Below are 18836 nucleotides of genomic sequence, written 5' to 3'. Positions count from 1 at the left end.
ATATGTCCGTGACTGCCAACCCCCGCACCATCGAGAACCCCACCCGGCCCGTCAGCCCCGGCCAGCGAAAGCAGAGCCTGCGTGAGAAGTACGGTGACCGTGCCTTTAGTATTGGCGCCGCCGCTGTCCTGCTGCTGTCCATCCTCGCCGTCGTTTACCCGCTGTACTTCATCGTCATCGCCTCCGTCAGCGACCCGAACGCAGTCTACGAAGGCAAGGTCTGGCTCTTCCCCTCGGGGATCACCACCGAAGGGTACGAACGGATCTTCGCCGACAGCCGGATCTGGAATGGACTGGGCAACACCCTCATTTACACCGTTCTGGGCACCGTCATCAGCGTCTCCACCATCCTCTGTGGCGCCTACGCCCTGTCCCGCAAGGACATGCCCGGCCGGAAAATTCTGATGTTGCTGTTCGTCATCACCATGTTCTTCGACGGCGGACTCATCACTAAGTACCTGGTGGTCCGCGACCTGGGCATGCTCAATACCGTCTGGGCCGTCGTACTGCCCGGAGCCGTAGGTGTCTGGAACCTGATCATCGCCAGGTCCTTCTTCGAACACACCATTCCGAATGAACTGCGCGAAGCCGCCCAGATGGACGGGGCAACCGACTTCAAGTTCTTCTTCAAAATGGTCCTCCCCCTGTCCAAACCACTGATCATGCTCATGATCATGATCCACGTCGTGGCGCACTGGAACTCGTTCTTCGACGCCCTGATCTTCCTCAACGACGACTCCAAGTACCCGCTGCAGCTTGTCCTGCGCAACATCCTTATCCAGTCCGACGTCTCATCCACCGGTACCACCGGCGGGGACATCGCCTCCTATGCCGCCGCGCAAAGGATCGCAGAGCTCACCAAGTACGCCATGATCGTCGTCTCGAGCCTGCCCCTCATGATTGCCCTGCCATTCATGCAGAAGCACTTCACCAAGGGCGCCATGATCGGCGCAGTCAAATAGCCCTCCCCACGTACCACGCCCAGGCAACCGCCCCCGGGCAACCAGCACCCCACCTCAGAATAGGAATGACCCATGGCCTTCAGCCGTAAATACGCTGCCCTCGGCGCTATCTTGGCCGGAACATTGACGTTCACCGCCTGCTCCGGCGGCGGCTCCCACTCCACGGAGGTCAAAGACGCCTCCGCCGACTTCGGTTTCCAGGAAACCGGCTTCCCGATCGTCAGCAAGCAACTGGACCTGAAGTTCTCAGGGACCAAGACCGCCCTGGCGCCGGACTACAACACCATGACGGTGGTGAAGGACTGGGAAAAGGCCACCAACATCCACATCAACTGGGAAAACCTCCCAGAGTCGGTGTTTCAGGAGAAGAAGAACCTAATCCTCGCCAGCGGCGACCTGCCCGACGCGTTCTTCAACACCGGCCTGACCGACGCGGAGATCGCCACCTACTCTGCCAGCGGCACCCTCATCCCACTCGAGGGCCTCATCGAGAAGAACGCCCCCAACCTCTCCAAACTGCTCTCCGAACGGGCCGACATTAAGGCCGCCATCACCTCCTCGGACGGGCACATCTACTCCCTGCCTTCAGTCGAGGAACTCGGCCTGGTCCAGTTCCCCCACGCCCTGGCCATCAACACGTCATGGCTGAAGAAACTGAACATCCCGATGCCCAAGACCATCGGTGAGTTCCATGACGCGCTGCTCGCCTTCAAGAACCAGGACGCCTCCGGGACCGGCCGCACCATCCCCCTGAGCTTCATCCCCGGCTCCTGGTGCGGAGACATTGTTGACCTGATCGCCGCCCTGGGCGGGGTGCCGGACAACATGGACCACCGCATTGTCCAGGACGACAAGGTCATCTTTACGGCCACCCAGGACGGCTACAAGAAGGCCCTCCAGACCCTGCACGAGTGGTACCAGGAAGGCCTGATCGATCCCGAGTCCTTCTCGCAGGACGACAAGGCCTACCTGGCCAAGGGCAAAGCCGCGACCGAAAACCTCGGCTCTTTTGTGTGGTGGGAAATCCCCGAGATGGTGGGCGCAGACCGCACCAAGGACTATGCCCTCGTCCCCGTACTGGAAGGGGCTGATGGCAAGCGGATCGCCAGCCAGTCGAATAACCAGGAAATCGCCCGCGGTGCCTTCGCCATCACCCGGGCAAACAAATACCCGGCTGCCACCATGCGGTGGGCCGACAACCTTTACGACCCCATCCAGTCAGCCCAGGCCAACTGGGGTCCGATCGGCGAGACCCTGCAAAAGGACGCCAGCGGCCTGCTGACCCAGGTGCCGGCGCCGGCAGGCACCAGCGAAGGCGAACGCCGCCAAAAAGTTGCCCCCGGCGGCCCGAAGGCCAACACCGCTGAAAACTTCAAGACTGTCGTCGCCCCGGAACCGCGGGCAGCGGAACGCCAGAAGACCGTCAACGAGCTCTACAAACCCTTCGCCGGCAATGACGGATACCCGCCGGTGGCCCTGTCAAACGAGGAACTCCAGCAGATCAGCACCATCCAGACTGACGTCACTTCCCTGGTGAAGCAAAACACTGCCAAGTGGATCGTCTCGGGAGGTATCGAGCAGGAATGGGACGGATACGTCTCCCAGCTCAAGAACGTCGGAGTCGACAAGATGATCGAGGTCTACCAGCAGGCCTACGACCGCTACAAGAAGAACTCCTAGCTCCAACCAGTGGGGTGGGCCGGCTCCAGAGCGGCCCACCCCACTGCCGGGTACCCGTATACGCGGATGCTCCCAAAATCTGAACCTGCACAGAAACGAGACACAGCCTTCATGACTGCCGCCACCGCCACGACAGCCGAAACGTTCCGGCCGGCCCTGCACTACGCCGCACGGAACACCTGGCTCAATGACCCCAACGGCCTGATCTTCCATGAAGGCGTCTACCACCTGTATTACCAGAACAACCCCCTGGACAAGGTCTGGGGAAACATGTCTTGGGGACACGCCACCTCAACCGACCTGCTCACCTGGACAGAGCACCCCGTCGCCATCAGCTGCGACGAGAATGAGGACATCTTCTCCGGCAGCATCGTCTACGACCGGAGCAACACCAGCGGTTTCGGCACCGAGGCCGTCCCCCCGCTCGTGGCCATTTACACCAGCGCCTTCAAACCCGGCTCCGGGCATGAGGGCGTCCAGGCGCAGTCCCTGGCCTACAGCCTGGACGGCGGCTACACCTGGACCAAGCACACGGGCAGCCCGGTGCTGGACCGCCATTCCGCAGAGTTCCGCGACCCCAAAGTCATAAAGTACGACGGCGGTGCGGGCACCTACTGGGTGATGGTCGCCGTCGAAGCCAAAGACTTCCAGGTGGTCCTGTACAAGTCCGACGACCTGAAGAACTGGGAACTGCTGAGCACCTTCGGCCCGGCGAACGCCACCGGCGGCGTCTGGGAATGCCCCGACCTTTTCCAGTTGCCCGTGGACGGAGACCCGGAAGACCTCAAGTGGGTCCTGACCGTCAACCTCAACCCCGGCGGACCCAACAGCGGCTCGGCCGGCCAATACTTCGTCGGCGATTTCGACGGGACCACCTTTACCTCTGCCACAACCGTCACCGAAGGCCAGCAGGACCCCAGCAGGCTGGCTGAATATCAGTGGCTCGACTGGGGGCGGGACTATTACGCCGCCGTCTCCTTCAGCGACGCCCCCGACAACCGCCGCCTCATGATCGCCTGGATGAACAACTGGGAATACGCCCAGCGCATCCCCACATCACCCTGGCGCAGCCCCATGTCCCTGGCCCGCGAGGTGACGCTCGCAGCCGTTGACGGCAACCTTCGCCTTGTCCAGCAACCAGTGGGCGACTGGTCAACCCGGGCTGACTCCTCCCGGGATTTCAGTCTGTCCCGAACCACTATCTCCGACGCCGTGCAGCTCCTGGATGGCGCCGCCGGCGCAGTCCAGCGCATCGAAGTCACGTTCACCCCCGGAACTGCCGGCGAATTCGGCCTCATTCTCCGTGGCGACGGCGTGGTCGGAACCCGTGTGGCGGTCCGCCCTGAAGAAGGATTTCTGGTCATTGACCGGCGGCAATCGGGCCAAACGGACTTCCACGAATCCTTCCCATCCATCGATACCGCCCCCGTCAGCACAAAAAACGGTTCCTACCAGCTCACCATTTTCGTGGACCACTGCTCTGTCGAAGTCTTTGCCCAGGGCGGCCACGTCACCATGACCGAACTGATCTTTCCGGCAGAGACCAGCACCGGCCTGGCTGTCTACGCGACCGGCGGCTCAGCAACCATCAACCGCCTTCAGGTCACACAGTTCGCATAGGACGCGGGAAGCCGGGAATGACAGAAATGCACGAGTACGGGAAGCCGAACCCCGCACCCCAGGCGCTGGACGCCGTCGTCATCGGGGAAGCCCTGATTGACATCGTCACCACATCCGATGGCACCAACGAGCACCCCGGCGGATCCCCCGCCAATGTGGCTTACGGCCTGGCCCGGCTGGGAATCAACACCGGGCTGCTCACCGCCATCGGCGATGATCCCCGCGGCGCGGCACTCGAGCAGCACCTTGCCGGCGGCGGAGTGAAGCTCATGCCCGGCTCCCGCTCACTGGAGAAAACCTCGACGGCGGCAGCCACCATCACCCCGGATGGCTCGGCCAGCTACGCCTTCGATATCACATGGGACCCCGCGCCGCTCGACCTGTCACATACCCCGCCCAAGGTCCTTCACACCGGCTCCATCGCAAGTTCCCTGGCCCCGGGCTCCAAAAGCGTCAAAGCCATCCTCCAGCAACTCCGCGACAAGTGCACCATCACCTACGATCCCAATATCAGGCCGGACCTGCTCGGCAGCCAAGCCGAAGAACGACGCAATTTCGAAGAGCTGGTCTACCTCGCAGACGTGGTCAAACTCAGCGACGAGGACGCTGCGTGGCTCTACCCGCACAGGGACGTGGAACAGGCAGCCGACCACATCCTGGGCCTGGGAGCGGACCTGGCCGTCATAACCAGGGGTTCGTCCGGCTCGCTGCTGGCTGCAACATCAAGCCGCGTCCACGTCCCGGCCGTGAAGACCATCGTCGCGGATACCATCGGCGCCGGTGACTCCTACATGTCCGCACTGATTCTGGGACTCCTCAACCGTGGAGCCAACGGTTACGCACCCTCCGTCCTGGAGCAGCTGGGGCGAACGGCCGCCGCGGCGGCGGCAATCACGGTGTCCAGGCCCGGCGCCAATCCCCCGACCGCAGAAGAGCTCCGCTCCCGGCTTCAGTAGACTCGCCACAAGCCAGCGACGGCGCCGGCACGGGAGGAACATATGTCACTGCAGGAAATCGAGTTCACGTCGGCCAACGGCCGCGACACCATCCAGGCGTGGGTCTACGAACCCATCGGCCAGCCCAAGGCGATCGTGCAACTGATCCACGGGCTGGGCGAGCACTCCCGCCGCTACCTCCACCTGATCTCCACCCTGGTGGACGCGGGGTTCATCGTGGTGGCCGGCGACCACTCCGGGCACGGCCGCACCGCAATGCAGCAGGGCACCTGGGGCGACGCCGGCGAGGACGCCGCCAGCGTAGTGGTTGCCGATGAGGTCACCCTCCAGGCCAAGGCCAAAGAAGCCCTCCCCTCGCTTCCCTACGTCGTGTTCGGCCACAGCTGGGGCTCCATGATTGCCCGCGGGATGGCCGTGGACCCGCGGACACAGCTGTCCGGCCTGGTCCTCTGCGGCATCGCCGCCCAGATGCGCGGCATCGAGAAAATGGTCGACCGTCCCGAACTGGCCAGGCTTGCCTCCGGCGAGCGCGGTGCAGAGCCGGCACCCCAGGAACTGGTGGCCCAGTTGTTCGACGGCTTCCTGGGCCGCTTCGGCGAAGGTGCCGGACCTACCGCTTGGGTGGCGCTGAATGCGGACGTGGTGGCCGACCACGGCCGGGACCCCTTCAACAACTTCGGCGCACCCCTGAGCGCCCGCTTCCTGCAGGGCTTCGTGGACCTCTACGACCAGGTCACCTCCGACGACTGGTACAAACAGCTCCCCGCCGAACTCCCCGTCCTGATCCTCGCCGGCGACCAGGACCCCGTGACCAACTACGGCGAGGGCGCCTACCACGTGGCCAACCGCCTGGCCGATTCGGGCCACGCGGACGTCCGCACCCGCGTCTTCCCAGGCGTCCGGCACGAGGTGCACAACGAACCCACCACCCGAGCCGAGACGGAGCGCGAGACGGTCGAGTTCATCCAGCGAGTCGTCGGCAGCTGACGGTCCCCAAGCACCTCCCGCGGAAGGTACGACGACGGCACTCGCCCGCGCCGTCGTCGTCCCTTCCAGCCCGGCAAATTCAGCCCTCTGCTGCTTGCTTCAACAGCTTCCGGATCCGTTCCACTGTCGTGTCGATGCCTCCCGTCGACTCGACCATCAGGCCGGATTCGTCGTTGTGGAGTTCCTCCAGGGTTTCCAGCTGGGAGGTGAGCAGCGACGCCGGCATGAAGTGGCCGGGGCGTTGGGTGAGGCGGTCCTGCAGTGCCGGCCTGTCGGCTTGCAGCAGGATGAACGCCGTGTCCGGCGCGGCCGCACGGATGGCATCCCGGTAGCTTCTTTTCAGAGCTGAGCAGGCAACAATGGTTGCGTTTTCCGTGCTGGCGGACAGCTGGGTACCCACGAGGTGGAGCCACGGCCACCGGTCCTCATCCGTGAGGGGAACACCTGCGGCCATTTTTCTGACGTTTGCTTCGGGGTGCAGGGTGTCGCCATCGATGAAGCTGGCCCCGAGCTGGCTGGCGAGCGCCTGGCCCACGGAGGATTTTCCGGCACCGGAGACCCCCATGACCACGATGCTTTGGGGCATTAGAGGGCGCCTTGCCGGGCGGTGCCGGCGGGAATGGGAACCAGGCGGGTAACCTCGACAGGCTCCGCCAGGAGTCCTTCGAGCGAAGCGTTGAGGCGCTTGACGGCGTCCCCGACTCCGTGTGCGTCGAGCAGTTCAGCCGTCTCCCACTTCTCGATCATCACAATCTGGCCGTTGGGCGCGTCGTGGATGGCGTACAGGAGGCATCCGGGTTCTTCGTGGACCTCGGCGATGGCGGGCTCGAGGGCTGCGACAACCTGGTCGCGGGCGCCGTCGTTGGGTGTGAATACTGCTGTGACGACGATGGTCATGATGGTTCCTTAACTCGATTGTTGGTAATGCTGAGGTAGATGCCAGTGTGGTCAAGATCCCCGAGGCCATCGGTGACCATTGTTTGGAATTCCGTTCTAAGAGTGGTGGCGAGGGGCAGCGAGAGCCCGGCGTCCGCCGCGGCCTCCGTGACGAAACGCAGGTCTTTGAGCTGGTTCTTTGCCGAACCGCCGCCATGGAAATCCTCTGCGATCCAGCGGGCGCCTTTTTGTTGGAGGACCTCGGAGTTGGCCAGGCCGCCTTTGAGGATTGCCTGGACCTTTTCCAGGTCCAGGCCCGACGCCTTCGCCAACGCCATCGACTCGGACAAGGCGGCGACCGTCGCCGCCACCACGATCTGGTTGCAGGCTTTGACGATGGCCCCGGCCCCCGCCTCCCCGAACCACAGGACGGTGGAGCTGTAAAGCTCTAAAAGCGGAGTAAGCCATTGGACGACGCCAGCTGGCCCACCCGTCATGATGCTCAGCCGGCCCTGCTCCGCCCCGATGGTCCCGCCGCTGAGCGGTGCATCGATCACGATTACGCCGTAGAGGGACTTGCAGCGGGCGGCGAAGGCGGCGACCGCCGTGGGTGACACGGTGCCGTGGATGACCAGGACAGGTTCAGCCACGCCTGCGTGTGCCCATCCCGCGAGCAGGCCGTCCTCCCCTTCCAGGAGAGCTTCGACCTGGGGCAGGTCCGGCAGGACGGTGAGGACAACATCCGCGGCGGCATCGGCCGGCCGCGGGGCTACTGTCCCTCCTTCGATGGCTTCGGCCTTGTGGAGGGTCCGGTTCCACAGAGTCAGAGGAACCCCGCGGTCGATAAGGTTCCTGGCGATGGGGGCTCCCATGGGGCCGGTGCCGAGCAGTGAAACCGAGGTGCCAGGGTCAAGGGGTGAGGAAGGTCTGATTTCTGTCATGGATTAGAAGGGGATCAGGCCGGCGAGGGCGGGAAGGAAGGTGCTGAACCAGGGCACGGCGGCGAGGACGAGGAGGCCCACGAACACCGCCACCAAGTACGGCCAGAAATGCTTGAGGCTGTTTTCCACGGTTTCGCGGGCAGTGGCACAGGCGACATAGAAGCCAACCCCTGCCGGCGGGGCGAAGGAGCCGATGCCCATGGAGATGATGAGGACCATGGCATACTGCACAGGATTCACGCCGAAGTCGGTGGCGATCGGCAGGAGCAGCGGGGCGAAGATGAGCACCGCGGGGAGGCCTTCGAGCAGCTGGCCCATGATGACCAGCAGCACCACAGTGAAGAGCATGAACAGGATGGGAGAGTCACCCAGCCCGGACATCAGGTCGTGGATCTGCTGGGAGACGCCGGCCAGGGCGAGGGTCTGGGCCAGGGGTGACGCTGCCGCGATGATGAACAGCACCATGCCCGCCGTCGTCGTCGTTTCGCGCAGGGTGTCGCCGAGCAGGCGCCTGCTGCCGCGTCGGTAGGCTGCCGCGAGTACAAAGGCGTAGGCGACGGCGACCGAGGAAACTTCCGTGGGGGTGGCGAATCCGCTCAGGATCCCGACCACCATGCCGACGGGCAGCAGAAGCGTCGGCAGGGCGAAGAAGGTGGCGGAGCCGCGGGCCCGCCATGTGGCCTTGGCGCTTGGAACGCCTCCCTGCTTGCGCGCCCTCAGGAACACCATTGCCATGACCACCAGGGCGAGGAAGGCTGCCGGCACGAAGCCTGCCAGGAACAGGGTGGTGGTTGAGATGGTGGTTATGGAGCCCAGGATGAGCAGGACGATGCTGGGCGGAATGGTTTCGCCCATGATGGCAGACGCCGACAGGACGGCCACCACTTCGCCCCGCGGGTATTTACGTTCTTCGAGCATGCCGCGCATGGTGGTGCCAACGGCTGCTACGTCAGCGACTTTGGAGCCGGAGATGCCGGAGAAGATGTACATGGTGACCACCACCACCTGCAGCAGGCCGCCGCGGAGATGGCCGATCAGTGCGTCGACGAGCTTGGCCAGCGGCAGGGTAAGGCCCGCGGAGTTCATAACCGTACCGGCCAGGATGAAGAACGGGATGGCCAGCAGGACGAAGCCCTTGGCGCCGGAGGCCATGCCGATGGGGATGGCGCTGACGTCGGAAATGCCGCCCAGGTACAGGTAGATTCCGGAGGCGAGGGCCAGGACAAACGCAATGGGCAGTCCCAGGAACAGCAGGCCGAACAGGGCCACGAGGACCACCACGAGCAGGACGTTCGGGGAGGCGTAGTAGAACAGCGGCGGCGAGACGAGGACGACGGCGACGAGGGCCGCCGCGATTCCGGCACCAACGGCGGCGGGACGCCAGGGCTGCCGCCGGAGTTTGACGAGGGCAAACCACGCGATGAGGACCATGCCCACCGAGAAGGGCATATTGACCCAAAACACTGGCAGCTGAAGGATGGGGGTCTTTTCCTCAAGCTGCTGCACGAGGGTGGGAACGAACAAGGCAAGCGCACCGGCGCTCATGACAAAGACGAGCCAGTCCACAAGCGCCGCGAGGTAGGGCTTCCAGGTTGCGGGCAGGCGCATGATGAGCGCCTGGACGGACATGTGGGCGCCCTTCGGGTAGGCGATCGCACCCCCGATGAAGGCAATAGTCAGCAGGGCAATTTCGGACACCTCCTGTGTCCAAAGCACTGAGTCACCAGTGATGACACGGACGGTGATGTTCAGGAGAATGACCACGAGCTCCGCGAGAATCGCCGCCCCCACAACCCATTCGAGCGTCTTGTCGAGCCATGCTGCGCCGCTCCAGCGGGCTGGCACGTGGTCGTGGTGAAGGATTTCCTCCGCTTCGAGGGGAAGGACTTCCTCGTAGTCCTGGGGAGCAACGGTGGGTTTCATGGTGTTCCAGACTGTCGACATTGATAGCGGGATTTCGGTGGAGAGTGGGTGGGAACCCCTGGGAGGGCTCCCACCCGCCGTCGTTACTTCTTGCCGGCGAAGGCGATGGCCTGGTCGAAGAATTCCTTGCCGATGAGCTTGGAAAACTCCGGGTAGAGACTTTGGGAGGTGGCCTTGAACTCAGCGAGTCCGGACGCGCTGAGCTCGTTGGCCTTCATGCCCTTGGCCGCCAGCTCATCCAACTGCTTCTTGGACTGTTCCTCGTCGTAGCCCGTCTTGAAGGTTGCCGTTTCCTCGGAAGCGGTGGTGAGTGCCTTCTTCTGGTCATCCGTCAGTGAATCCCACTTCTTCGATGACAGGGCCAGCACCCAGGCGTCGTTGATGTGGTTGGTCATGGAGACGTATTTCTGCACCTCGGAGAACTTGTTCGTCCAAGGAACCTCAATCGGGTTTTCCTGGCCGTCGATGGTTCCGGTCTGCAGGCCGGTGAAGACTTCCGAGAAGGCCATGGTGGTGGGGCTTGCCCCCAGCTTTCCGAAGAAGTCGGTCCACAGGGTGTTGCCCGGCACCCGGATCTTCAGCCCCTTCAGGTCGGACGGCTGTTCAATCGCGCGCACAGAGTTGGTGATCTCCCGGCCGGTCCGGGTCAGGAAGGAGAGCGCCACAGTGTCCTTTGCGGCAAGCTTGTCCTTCAGGACCTTTCCGGGTTCCCCGGCGAGGAACTTTGCTTCTTCCTTCGTGTCCGCGAACAGGTAGGGGATGCTGATGCCGTTCATCTCCGGCACCACCGAGGCGTACACGGAGGTGGACAGGATGAGCCCGTCGAGCGATCCGCCCTGAAGCCGGGTGACAGCGGCATTCTGGTCTCCGCTGAAGCTCGTGCCGTTGGGTACCACGGTGACCTGGACGGAACCATTGGAGGTCTTCTTGACCTGGTCGGCAAAGTGCTGGGCGCTCACGCCGACGGAGGAGGTCAGCGGATCCGGGATGGAGAGCTGGATCTTGGCCACCGGACCGGTCTGGCCGGCGGGGGTTCCGCCGGCACAGCCGGACAGCAGGGCGGCAGCCAGGCTGGTAGCCAGTACCCCGGTGATGGCGCGGGTCTTGAGGTTCATTCGATGCCTTTCTTCATTGGAAGGATGCGGTGCTGCGCGGCAGCCACGGCGGACGGCCGAGGGCAGCGGGTTGGCTTGGAGCCAGGGGAACTGGTTCAGGAGACAGTGACGGGGGTGGCGATGAGCGCTTCGGTTTCCCGGCGGAGTTCCAGCGCCTGGGACAGGGAGTCATCAATGATGACATCGTCCCAACCAACGATCGCTCCCTTGGGCACATCGTTACGCAGCTCCACATGGTGTGCCAGGGCGACCGGCAGGGCGCCGGTAGCAACCGAGTGCTTCGCGGAAACCAGCTTGCCCCAGACCGTGAAGCCACCCTCGCCGTCGAGGAATTCCCCGGCCTTGAGATCCTTCTTGGCGGTGGCCACCACGTCACCGTAGAAACCGACCGGCCCGCCGGTGGGGATGCCGCGGAGGGCTGCGTTGGCAATGGACATGTTCAGTTCGAGGCCGACGTAGTGGTACGGGCGGTACAGGGCGGCGTACTGGCCGGTGGGGTCCGGGTGCCAGGGGTATTCGTTGAAGCAGCCGGAGACGTAATCGTTGGTTGCCTTGACCACGACGAAGACGCCTTCCTGGGTGTTGTGGCTGATCCAGCTGCCGTCGCGGTTGACGCTGGACATGACGTCGACGCTTCCCTCATGGGCAAGGGAACCACCGACGGCGGCAGGGCGGCAGATCGTCGCGATCTCCTCAACGTTGCCGGGCGTGAAGCTCAGGCCGGAATCGGAGGGTGCGAGCCCTGCTCCGTTGGCAACCGCTGCCATTTCGATGGCTGCCTTGGTCCCGTCGCGGAAGGAGGTGTGCATGTAGGGGTTCAGCTGGCCGGAGTCCGTCAGTTCCTTGGAGAACTCCCAGTTTTCCCAGACGTTGTCCGGGTTCATCTCGTGGTAGTGCTCCAGGTATTTGGCGCCCTTGCCGGCGCAGACCACGTCAAAGCCGCTGGTGCGGGCCCAGTCGACGAGTTCCATGATGAGGGCCGGTTGGTCCCCATAAGCCATGGAGTAGACGACCCCTGCTTCCTCGGCCCGCTTGGCCAGCGCCGGGCCGGCGAGGGCATCGGCTTCGACGGTGACCATGATGATGTGCTTCTTGGTTTCGATCGCCTTCAGGGCGTGCTTGATGCCGACGATCGGGTTGCCGGTGGCTTCGACAATGACGTCAATGTCGACGTCGAACAGCTCATCGGCATTCGCAACGATGGCCGTGGATCGGTCCCGCAAAGCTGTGGCGATGTCCGGAGCAACCTGCGCTGCAGGCCACTCCACCAGCTCGAAGGCGCCTTGGGCCCGCTTGACGTTGATATCGGCGATCGCGACGACGTGGATGCCGGGAATGTTGTTGGCCTGGGCCAGGTACATGGTCCCGTAGCGGCCGGCGCCAATCAGTCCAACACGGATGGGACGCGCTTGCTGCTCGCGCTCGCTGAGGAGTTTATGAAGGTTCACGGAATCTCTCTAAGGGGTGCCTGGCGAAAGAAAGCACCTCCGGCAGGCCGGATGGCACAACTTCTTTGTCGCATTCGGTAGGGAAAACTATCCGGAGTGGAACCGGTTCCACTTTTGTACCAGCCGCTGGTAAGCTGTGTCAACGATCACCTTCCCGGCCCTTCGTAATGAAGCGAACCGGCAAAGGGATGGCGTAGGTAATGACGACGAGGGCTTGTGTCTCAAGGAGGAGCGGTGCGCAAAGCGCCTACTATTCGCGATGTGGCGGCGGCTGCAGGAGTGTCCGTCTCCGTGGTCTCACGGGTCCTTAACCCGGATTCGGGGCCGGTGGCGCCTACTAAAAGGCAGGAAGTCCTGCGGGTCATCGACGAACTGGGGTACCGGCCCAGGGCGGCCGCGCGAGAGCTCAGCGCGGGGCACGCACTCACCATCGGCCTGGTGGTCACCGACCTCTCCAACCCGTTTTTCGCCCGCCTGGCCGACAGGATCGTCTGGGAAGCGCGCAGCCATGGCGTCCAGGTGGTGTTGATGACCACGCAGGAAGATCCGCACCTGGAGGCGGACTCCCTGGACACCCTGCTCGACCGGTCCGTGAGCGGCGTTATTGCCACTCCCACCGGGGGCAACATTGAAAAATGGAGGCGCCTGCGGGACCTCGGCGTCAACGTCGTCTTCATCGACCGTGCCATCGAGGAACTCGAAGACGTCGACGTCGTGAGCATCGAGAACTTCGACTCGGCCCAACGCTCAACCGAGCATCTCCTAAGCCTCGGCCACACCCGGATCGGGCTGATCACGGGCCCGCTCACCACCTCCACCGGAAGTGCCAGGCTGAACGGCTACAAGGCCGCCCACCAGAACGCAGACCTGCCCGTAGACCCCACGCTTATCCGTGACGTGCCTTTCCGCGGGGACGCTGGTGGCGGCGCCGTCGGATCACTGCTTGCGATGCGTCAACCGCCAACGGCACTCATCGTTGCCAATACCGCACAAGTGCAAAGTGCCGTCCGGCGGCTCGTCCAGATGGGCATCGACATCCCGGACGAGCTTTCCCTCATTGTCTTTGACGACAATCCCTGGACCGAACTGACCACTCCCCCGTTGAGCGTCATCCGCCAGCCGCTCGACATGCTTGCCGTTCACGCCATCGAGCTGGTCCTCGGGCGGATGCAGGGGAAGCTGCCGGATGGGGCACGGCGCATCGAGGTCAAAGCCGACTACCTGCCGCGCAACAGCTGCGCACCCCTCATCCTGTCAAGCGCTCGCTAGGGTCCGATTCGGCGAAGAGCTCTTTGCGCGGTTCCGGTCCAGGATCAGCGCGAGGGCAATTCCGAACATCCAGACGTCCTTCGCCAGCGCGGTGCCTTGCCGGCTTGGCCGGATCCCGTCCGCCAAAGTCATTTCCGGAATTCTTCGATACATGGTGAGAAGGGACCCGGAGAAGAGGCCAAGGCCCAGCCCGGCCAGCCGGCTCGGCACGAACGGCGCCAGGAGCGTTGCGCCCAAGGTCATCTCGGCGTAGCTGAGCAGCTTTCCAAACGTTTCCGGCTCCATCCGGGCCAGCTGCGGGTACACCTTGGCCCCCATGCTCTGCATTTGCGCGGCGCTGTCCTTGTCCAGGTTCCGCTTGCTGTAGCCGGCGTTCAATATGAAGGCTCCGGTGGCCAGGCGGAGGGGAATGTGGCTCAGTTTCATCATTAAAGTTTAGTCCTGCATCTCCGGACCGGCCTAGGAACTATACGCCCACTGCTCCCGCACCGTCAGCTGCAGCCTGACGGTCCCAAGCGAAGCACCTTCCATGGAAGGGTCGACGACGGCACTGCCAGCGTGGAGGCTCTATTCCATTGAAGGGCAGACCTCCGAACCGATAACAAACCAAGGGGTCAAGAAGCTCTCTGTGTGATCATCCAGCGAATACCCCCCTTTTGCAGAGAACCCCTAAAAGTAACCCGCAATTACAGGTCCGCTATTGCAAGTCTGCCCCCTACTGCGGACCATATCTGCATAAGCCTGGGGGATCGGTTCAGTGCTTATGACGATACGGGTGAGACCATGCGTAGAAGTAGAGTCCGACAGCGAGTGTCGGAAGGAATCGTCATCGGACTAATCGTCGGCGTAATCACCTTCCTATTTACAGCGTGCTTTGAGCTGCAACGAGCAAACAACGACCAACGAATAGAGAACTTGCGTTTTGTCAGGGAACGCTCTTCTGATGATCCGAACCTTCCTCGTCCGTTCAGAGGCCTGGATCTTGAGAGGCAAAACCTGTCGGGCCTGAGACTTCCGGGTGCGCAACTGGTTAACGCAAACCTAAACGACGCGGACCTGAAGTACGCCTTCCTTCCGGCCGCCGGATTTAATGCGGCCCATCTCGAAGGAGCAGATCTGAGTGATACCACGTTGCACGAGACCAAGTTCATCGCCGCGCACCTGAAGAGCGCCAAGATAGTTCATGCATATGCCATTTCAGCATCCTTTAAAGGGAGCGACTTATCAGGCACTGATTTCAGCAGAAGCTCTCTCCAAGGGGCGGATTTCACCGACGTAAAAAATTTGGATAGCGCCGCCTTGTCTGACGTTTGCTGGGACTCCTCAACCATCTGGCCTGAGGGCTTCACTCCTCCCCCAAGTGCGGAAGCAGTCAACTGCCCCTCCTGAAGCCTGCCTGGCGAGGAACTACGCCCACTGCTCCCACACCGTCAGCTGCAGCCTGACCGTCCCAAGCGAAGCACCGCTGGAAGGGTCGACGCTGGCACCCGCCTCAGCGCCGTCGTCGTCCCTCCCAGCAAGGCCGGCCCTTCCAGCCAAGCGAGCCCAGTGCATCAGGCGCGGACCGCCTGGGCAGGCGTGTCGCAAGTGCGCACCGGCGTCTCCAGCCCCAGCTGCTCCCGGAGCGTGCTGCCCCGATACTCGGTGGGGTACACGCCGCGTTCCTGCAGTTCCGGCACCAGGTGGTTCACGATGTCATCCAGTCCCGTGGGGACCAGCCACGGCGAGATGTTGAACCCGTCCACGGCGCCCACCCGCGCATACTCCGCCAGCTGGTCCGCCACCGCGGTGTAGGAGCCGGTGAAGGTGGAGTCGATCCGCGCTGTCTTTGAGGTGACGAACTGCCGGATGGACAACCCCTTGTCCTTCGCCTCCGCCCGCCACTGGTCCGCCAGCTGCCGGGCCTTGGCACCGTGGAAGCCGCTGCCGCGCGTCTCGGACGTCTCCTCCACCACCGGATCGATCTCCGGCAGAGGCCCGTCCGGGTCGTACGACGACAGCTCCCGCCCCCAGAACTGCTCCAGGTACGCAATGGCCTGCTGCGGGCCGATCTGCAGGCTCCGCACCCACTCCTTCGTTTCCGCTGCCTCGGCTGCGCTGGGCGCCAGGATGAACTCGCTGGCCGGCATGATCTGCACGGCGTTCGCAGCGCGGCCGGCGGCCAGGGAACGCTCCACCAGGTCCTTGCGGAACTTCACGGCGTCGTCGAACTTCGGGTGTGCCGAGAAGATCACGTCCGCCTGCCGGGCCGCGAAGTTTCGGCCCTCCGGCGAATCCCCGGCCTGGAACAGCACCGGCCGGTACTGCGCACTGCGCGGCAAGCGCGGCGTCACATCCACCGTGTAGTGCTGCCCCTCATGGAGCACCCGGCGGGCGGGACCATCCGGAGTCTCCCAGGAATCCCAGATCCGCTTGGCCGTTTCCACGAACGCCTCCGCATGCTTGTACCGGTCCGCGTGGTCCAGGTAGCCGCCGCGGCGGAAGTTCGCCCCGGTCCAGGCGTTGTCAGTGGTCACGATGTTCCACGCCGCGCGCCCACCGGAGATCAGGTCCAGCGAGGCCAGCCGGTGCGCAAGGTCTGCGGGATCGTTGTACGTGGTGTTCTGGGTGGCCACCAGGCCGATGTTCCTGGTCACCGACGCCAAGGCGGCGAGCATGGTCTGGGCGTCCGGGCGCCCCGCCACGTCCAGCGCATGCGGACGGCCCAGGTGTTCCCGGAGGCGGAGTCCCTCGCCCAGGAAGAACGCTGCGAACAGTCCCCGTTCGGCGGTCTGGGCGATGCGGCGGAACGACTCGAAGTCCGTCTGCGAGCCTGATTCGGGGGCCTTCCAGATGGTCCCGGAGTTGACGCCCTGGAAGAAGACGCCGAACTGGATCTGACCGGACGAAACGAAGACCTCGGATTTAGCACGGGTGTGCTGTGTCATTGGATTTTTCCCTTACTTTCCGGTGCCGGCAACGGCAGATGCGTAGCGGCTGGCAGGGCGCGCCAGGCCCAGCAGGTCGCGGAAGGTCCCGTCCTGCACCACCGGACGCAGCGCGCCGCGGCGGCGGAGCTCCGGCAGTACCAGCCGGCCCAGCTCTTCCAGGTCAACAAAGAGCGACGCCGGATGCAGCCGCACGCCGTCGGCCTCCTTAAGGAGGTCCGCGAGGAAGTCCGCGAGACCGGCTGCAGAACCCACGAAAGCCGCCCGGCCGCCGTCGAACGACACACTCCGCACAGCCGCGGCCTGCCCGCGGGAATCCACGACGACGTCGAGCTCGGCAACCAACGCAACGCCCGTGCCCGCCCGGGCCCGCACGTCGCGGACCTCGATGGCGAGGAGCTCAGCCGTTGGCGCGGACACCAGCACGGCATCCACGGAGTTCGCCGGCACAAGGCCCTCACCGATCAAGGAAGCCGGGACCAGCACCGGCAACTGCCCCTGCAGCGGCCGCGGAATGATGGACGGCCCCTTCACGGAATACCCCGCGCCGGCAAAGCCGGCAGGCGTCTCGAAATCCACGTAATGCAGCTTGTCCACGTCGATGTACCGCCCGGTGGCAACATCCCGGATCACGGCGTCGTCCTCCCAAGAATCCCACAGCCGCCGCGATACCTCGATGGACGCGGCGGCCTCCTGCCCCAGCGCGGCACCTGTGACGGAAGAACGTCCGACGGCGGCAGCGGCCTCAGGCGATTCCGCGGCGGACACAATCCACCCGGCCCGGCCGCCGGAGACATAATCCAGGCTGGCCAGTTGCGTGGAGACGTGGAACGGCTCCGTATATACGGTGTCCACCTCCGGGACCAACGCAATGGTTCGGGTTACGGGCCCGGCGAACGCCGCGCGCTGCAGCGCGTTGGCCCGGCCGCGAGCGGGCGCATCGGTGAAGGTGGCGGCATGGAAGCCCGCCGACTCGGCTGCCAGCACGGCGCGGGTGAGGTCCGCGCCGTCCCAGCCGGCGCCGTCGAGCTCGATCGCCAGGAAGCCCGGCTGGCTGGTGTCTTCAGCGTTCATGATGCCTTTCCTGCCTGTGAGGGAGCGGCCGTAGCCTGTGTGGCCGCGTAGTTTTCCGCTGTGATGGTTTTGGATTCCGGCAGCGCCTCCTCGGACAGGCCCCAGCGCTCCAGCACCTTGCCGTAGGAGCCGTCCTTGATGACGGAGTTCAGGGCCTCGGTAATCACCGGCGCGAGCCCGTTGCCGCGCAGCGTGGTGGCAGCCACCAGGGTCTCGGACGGCCAGCCGGCGTTGACCTTGCCCACCACCTTCAGGTCGTCACGCGTGTTCTCCCGGTACACGGTGGACGGGTAGGGCGCGATGTTCAGGTCCGTGCGGCCGGAGGACAGCGCCAGGATGGTGTCCGCGTCGGACGAGTAGTACTGCAGCGTGGCCGCCGCCTTGCCCTTGGCCTCGAGTTCCTTGTTCCAGGCCAGCAGGATCTTCTCCTGGTTGGTGCCGGAGCCCACCGAGACGCGTAGGCCGGAGATGTCATCGGCGCCCTTGATGTCGTAGGTGGAGGACTTCTTCGCTTCGAACCCCATGTAGGCGGCGCGGTAGCTGGCGAAGTCGAACAGCTTCACCCGGTCCTTGTTCACGCCCACGTTGGAGAACACGGCCTCGAAGTCGCCGGACTGGGTCTTCAGCGGCCAGTTCTCCCAGGACGTGACCTGGACGTCCAGGTCGAGGCCCAGCTTGTCCGCTACCAGCTGGGCGATGTCCAGCTCGGAGCCGATGGGTGTCTTGTCGTCTGAGGCGTGGAAGGACAGCGGGATGGACCCGGCGGTGGTGGCGACGGTGAGCTTGCCGTCCTTGCTGATCAGTTCCGGGACCTTGGCGGCGAGCGCGGCGTCCTTGTCAGCCCGGATCCGCTGCTGGTCCGGCGAGGTGTTGTAGACGACGCCGTTGCGGGCCGTCGTCGTCTGTGCCCCTGCGCTGGGGTTGCCGGCGGCGGAGGCGCCGGGGTCAGTGCAGCCGGCGAGCGCGGCTGCGCCCAGGAGTGCGGTGCCAAGGAGGACGACGGCGGGACGCACCGCGGGTGCGCGGCGGCGGCCGCTGATGGGGAAAGCCATGGGAGT

At 64.2% G+C, this 18836-nt stretch carries 17 protein-coding genes; 7 read left to right on the top strand and 10 right to left on the bottom strand.

The features are described 5' to 3' along the window. Positions 1 to 2 precede the first annotated feature (2 nt). The 5 genes from ACR65J_RS05245 to ACR65J_RS05225 all read left to right on the top strand — a co-directional run bounded on the left by ACR65J_RS05245 (position 3) and on the right by ACR65J_RS05225 (position 6205). The gene (locus ACR65J_RS05245; protein WP_440166726.1) at positions 3 to 962 is read left to right on the top strand and encodes a carbohydrate ABC transporter permease; all 960 of its coding nucleotides are present in this window, start codon (positions 3 to 5) and stop codon (positions 960 to 962) included. Between the two features lie 72 nt (positions 963 to 1034). Next, complete coding sequence (locus ACR65J_RS05240; protein WP_440166723.1) at positions 1035 to 2642, top strand: ABC transporter substrate-binding protein; 1608 nt, start codon at positions 1035 to 1037, stop codon at positions 2640 to 2642. A gap of 111 nt (positions 2643 to 2753) precedes the next feature. After that, the gene (locus tag ACR65J_RS05235) at positions 2754 to 4262 is read left to right on the top strand and encodes a glycoside hydrolase family 32 protein (protein ID WP_440166721.1); all 1509 of its coding nucleotides are present in this window, start codon (positions 2754 to 2756) and stop codon (positions 4260 to 4262) included. 26 nt (positions 4263 to 4288) lie between these two features. After that, entirely contained in the window at positions 4289 to 5218 is a 930-nt protein-coding gene (locus tag ACR65J_RS05230) for a carbohydrate kinase family protein (RefSeq protein ID WP_440167407.1), read from the top strand. Positions 5219 to 5260: 42 nt separating this feature from the next. After that, positions 5261 to 6205 (top strand): alpha/beta fold hydrolase, encoded by a 945-nt coding sequence (locus ACR65J_RS05225; protein WP_440166719.1) that lies wholly within the window; start codon positions 5261 to 5263, stop codon positions 6203 to 6205. Positions 6206 to 6284: 79 nt separating this feature from the next. Here the strand turns inward: ACR65J_RS05225 and ACR65J_RS05220 are convergent, their stop codons facing one another. The 6 genes from ACR65J_RS05220 to ACR65J_RS05195 all read right to left on the bottom strand — a co-directional run bounded on the left by ACR65J_RS05220 (position 6285) and on the right by ACR65J_RS05195 (position 12508). Further along, positions 6285 to 6791 carry a gluconokinase gene (locus ACR65J_RS05220; RefSeq protein WP_440166717.1) on the bottom strand — a complete coding sequence of 169 codons (507 nt, stop codon included), beginning with the start codon at positions 6789 to 6791 and terminating at the stop codon, positions 6285 to 6287. Next, complete coding sequence (locus ACR65J_RS05215; protein WP_440166715.1) at positions 6791 to 7102, bottom strand: putative quinol monooxygenase; 312 nt, start codon at positions 7100 to 7102, stop codon at positions 6791 to 6793. The genes ACR65J_RS05220 and ACR65J_RS05215 overlap by 1 nt, the downstream gene beginning before the upstream one ends. Then, positions 7099 to 8022, bottom strand: coding sequence for an NAD(P)-dependent oxidoreductase (locus ACR65J_RS05210; protein ID WP_440166713.1), 924 nt, complete (start codon positions 8020 to 8022; stop codon positions 7099 to 7101). Before ACR65J_RS05210 ends, ACR65J_RS05215 begins: the two co-directional genes overlap by 4 nt. A gap of 3 nt (positions 8023 to 8025) precedes the next feature. Next, positions 8026 to 9945 (bottom strand): TRAP transporter large permease, encoded by a 1920-nt coding sequence (locus ACR65J_RS05205; RefSeq protein WP_440166711.1) that lies wholly within the window; start codon positions 9943 to 9945, stop codon positions 8026 to 8028. An 83-nt stretch (positions 9946 to 10028) separates the two neighbouring features. Further along, positions 10029 to 11060: a DctP family TRAP transporter solute-binding subunit gene (locus tag ACR65J_RS05200; protein WP_440166709.1), complete on the bottom strand. Its 1032-nt coding sequence runs from the start codon at positions 11058 to 11060 to the stop codon at positions 10029 to 10031. A 95-nt stretch (positions 11061 to 11155) separates the two neighbouring features. Then, positions 11156 to 12508 (bottom strand): NAD(P)H-dependent oxidoreductase, encoded by a 1353-nt coding sequence (locus ACR65J_RS05195; RefSeq protein ID WP_440166707.1) that lies wholly within the window; start codon positions 12506 to 12508, stop codon positions 11156 to 11158. Positions 12509 to 12742: 234 nt separating this feature from the next. On the opposite strand from ACR65J_RS05195, the gene ACR65J_RS05190 reads away from it, so the two are divergent. Continuing rightward, positions 12743 to 13777 (top strand): LacI family DNA-binding transcriptional regulator, encoded by a 1035-nt coding sequence (locus ACR65J_RS05190; protein ID WP_440166706.1) that lies wholly within the window; start codon positions 12743 to 12745, stop codon positions 13775 to 13777. Here the strand turns inward: ACR65J_RS05190 and ACR65J_RS05185 are convergent. After that, positions 13763 to 14203, bottom strand: a complete 441-nt coding sequence (locus tag ACR65J_RS05185; protein WP_440166704.1) for a hypothetical protein — start codon at positions 14201 to 14203, stop codon at positions 13763 to 13765. The genes ACR65J_RS05190 and ACR65J_RS05185 overlap by 15 nt on opposite strands. Before the next feature lie 384 nt (positions 14204 to 14587). On the opposite strand from ACR65J_RS05185, the gene ACR65J_RS05180 reads away from it, so the two are divergent. Next, a complete protein-coding gene (locus tag ACR65J_RS05180) occupies positions 14588 to 15166 on the top strand; it encodes a pentapeptide repeat-containing protein (RefSeq protein WP_440166702.1) in 579 nt (192 codons plus the stop codon). 164 nt (positions 15167 to 15330) lie between these two features. Here the strand turns inward: ACR65J_RS05180 and ACR65J_RS05175 are convergent, their stop codons facing one another. Genes ACR65J_RS05175 through ACR65J_RS05165 form a run of 3 tightly spaced genes read right to left on the bottom strand, consistent with a single transcriptional unit; the run spans position 15331 to position 18830 of the window. After that, positions 15331 to 16704, bottom strand: coding sequence for an NtaA/DmoA family FMN-dependent monooxygenase (locus tag ACR65J_RS05175; RefSeq protein ID WP_440166700.1), 1374 nt, complete (start codon positions 16702 to 16704; stop codon positions 15331 to 15333). Positions 16705 to 16716: 12 nt separating this feature from the next. Continuing rightward, positions 16717 to 17778: an LLM class flavin-dependent oxidoreductase gene (locus tag ACR65J_RS05170; protein ID WP_440166698.1), complete on the bottom strand. Its 1062-nt coding sequence runs from the start codon at positions 17776 to 17778 to the stop codon at positions 16717 to 16719. Next, a complete protein-coding gene (locus ACR65J_RS05165; RefSeq protein ID WP_440166696.1) occupies positions 17775 to 18830 on the bottom strand; it encodes an ABC transporter substrate-binding protein in 1056 nt (351 codons plus the stop codon). Before ACR65J_RS05165 ends, ACR65J_RS05170 begins: the two co-directional genes overlap by 4 nt. Between the last annotated feature and the right edge of the window lie 6 nt (positions 18831 to 18836).

The sequence above is a fragment of the Arthrobacter sp. SAFR-044 genome, assembly GCF_059414985.1.
The sequence above is the reverse complement of the archived record's forward strand: the minus strand, read 5'-3'. Positions and strand labels throughout refer to the sequence as shown.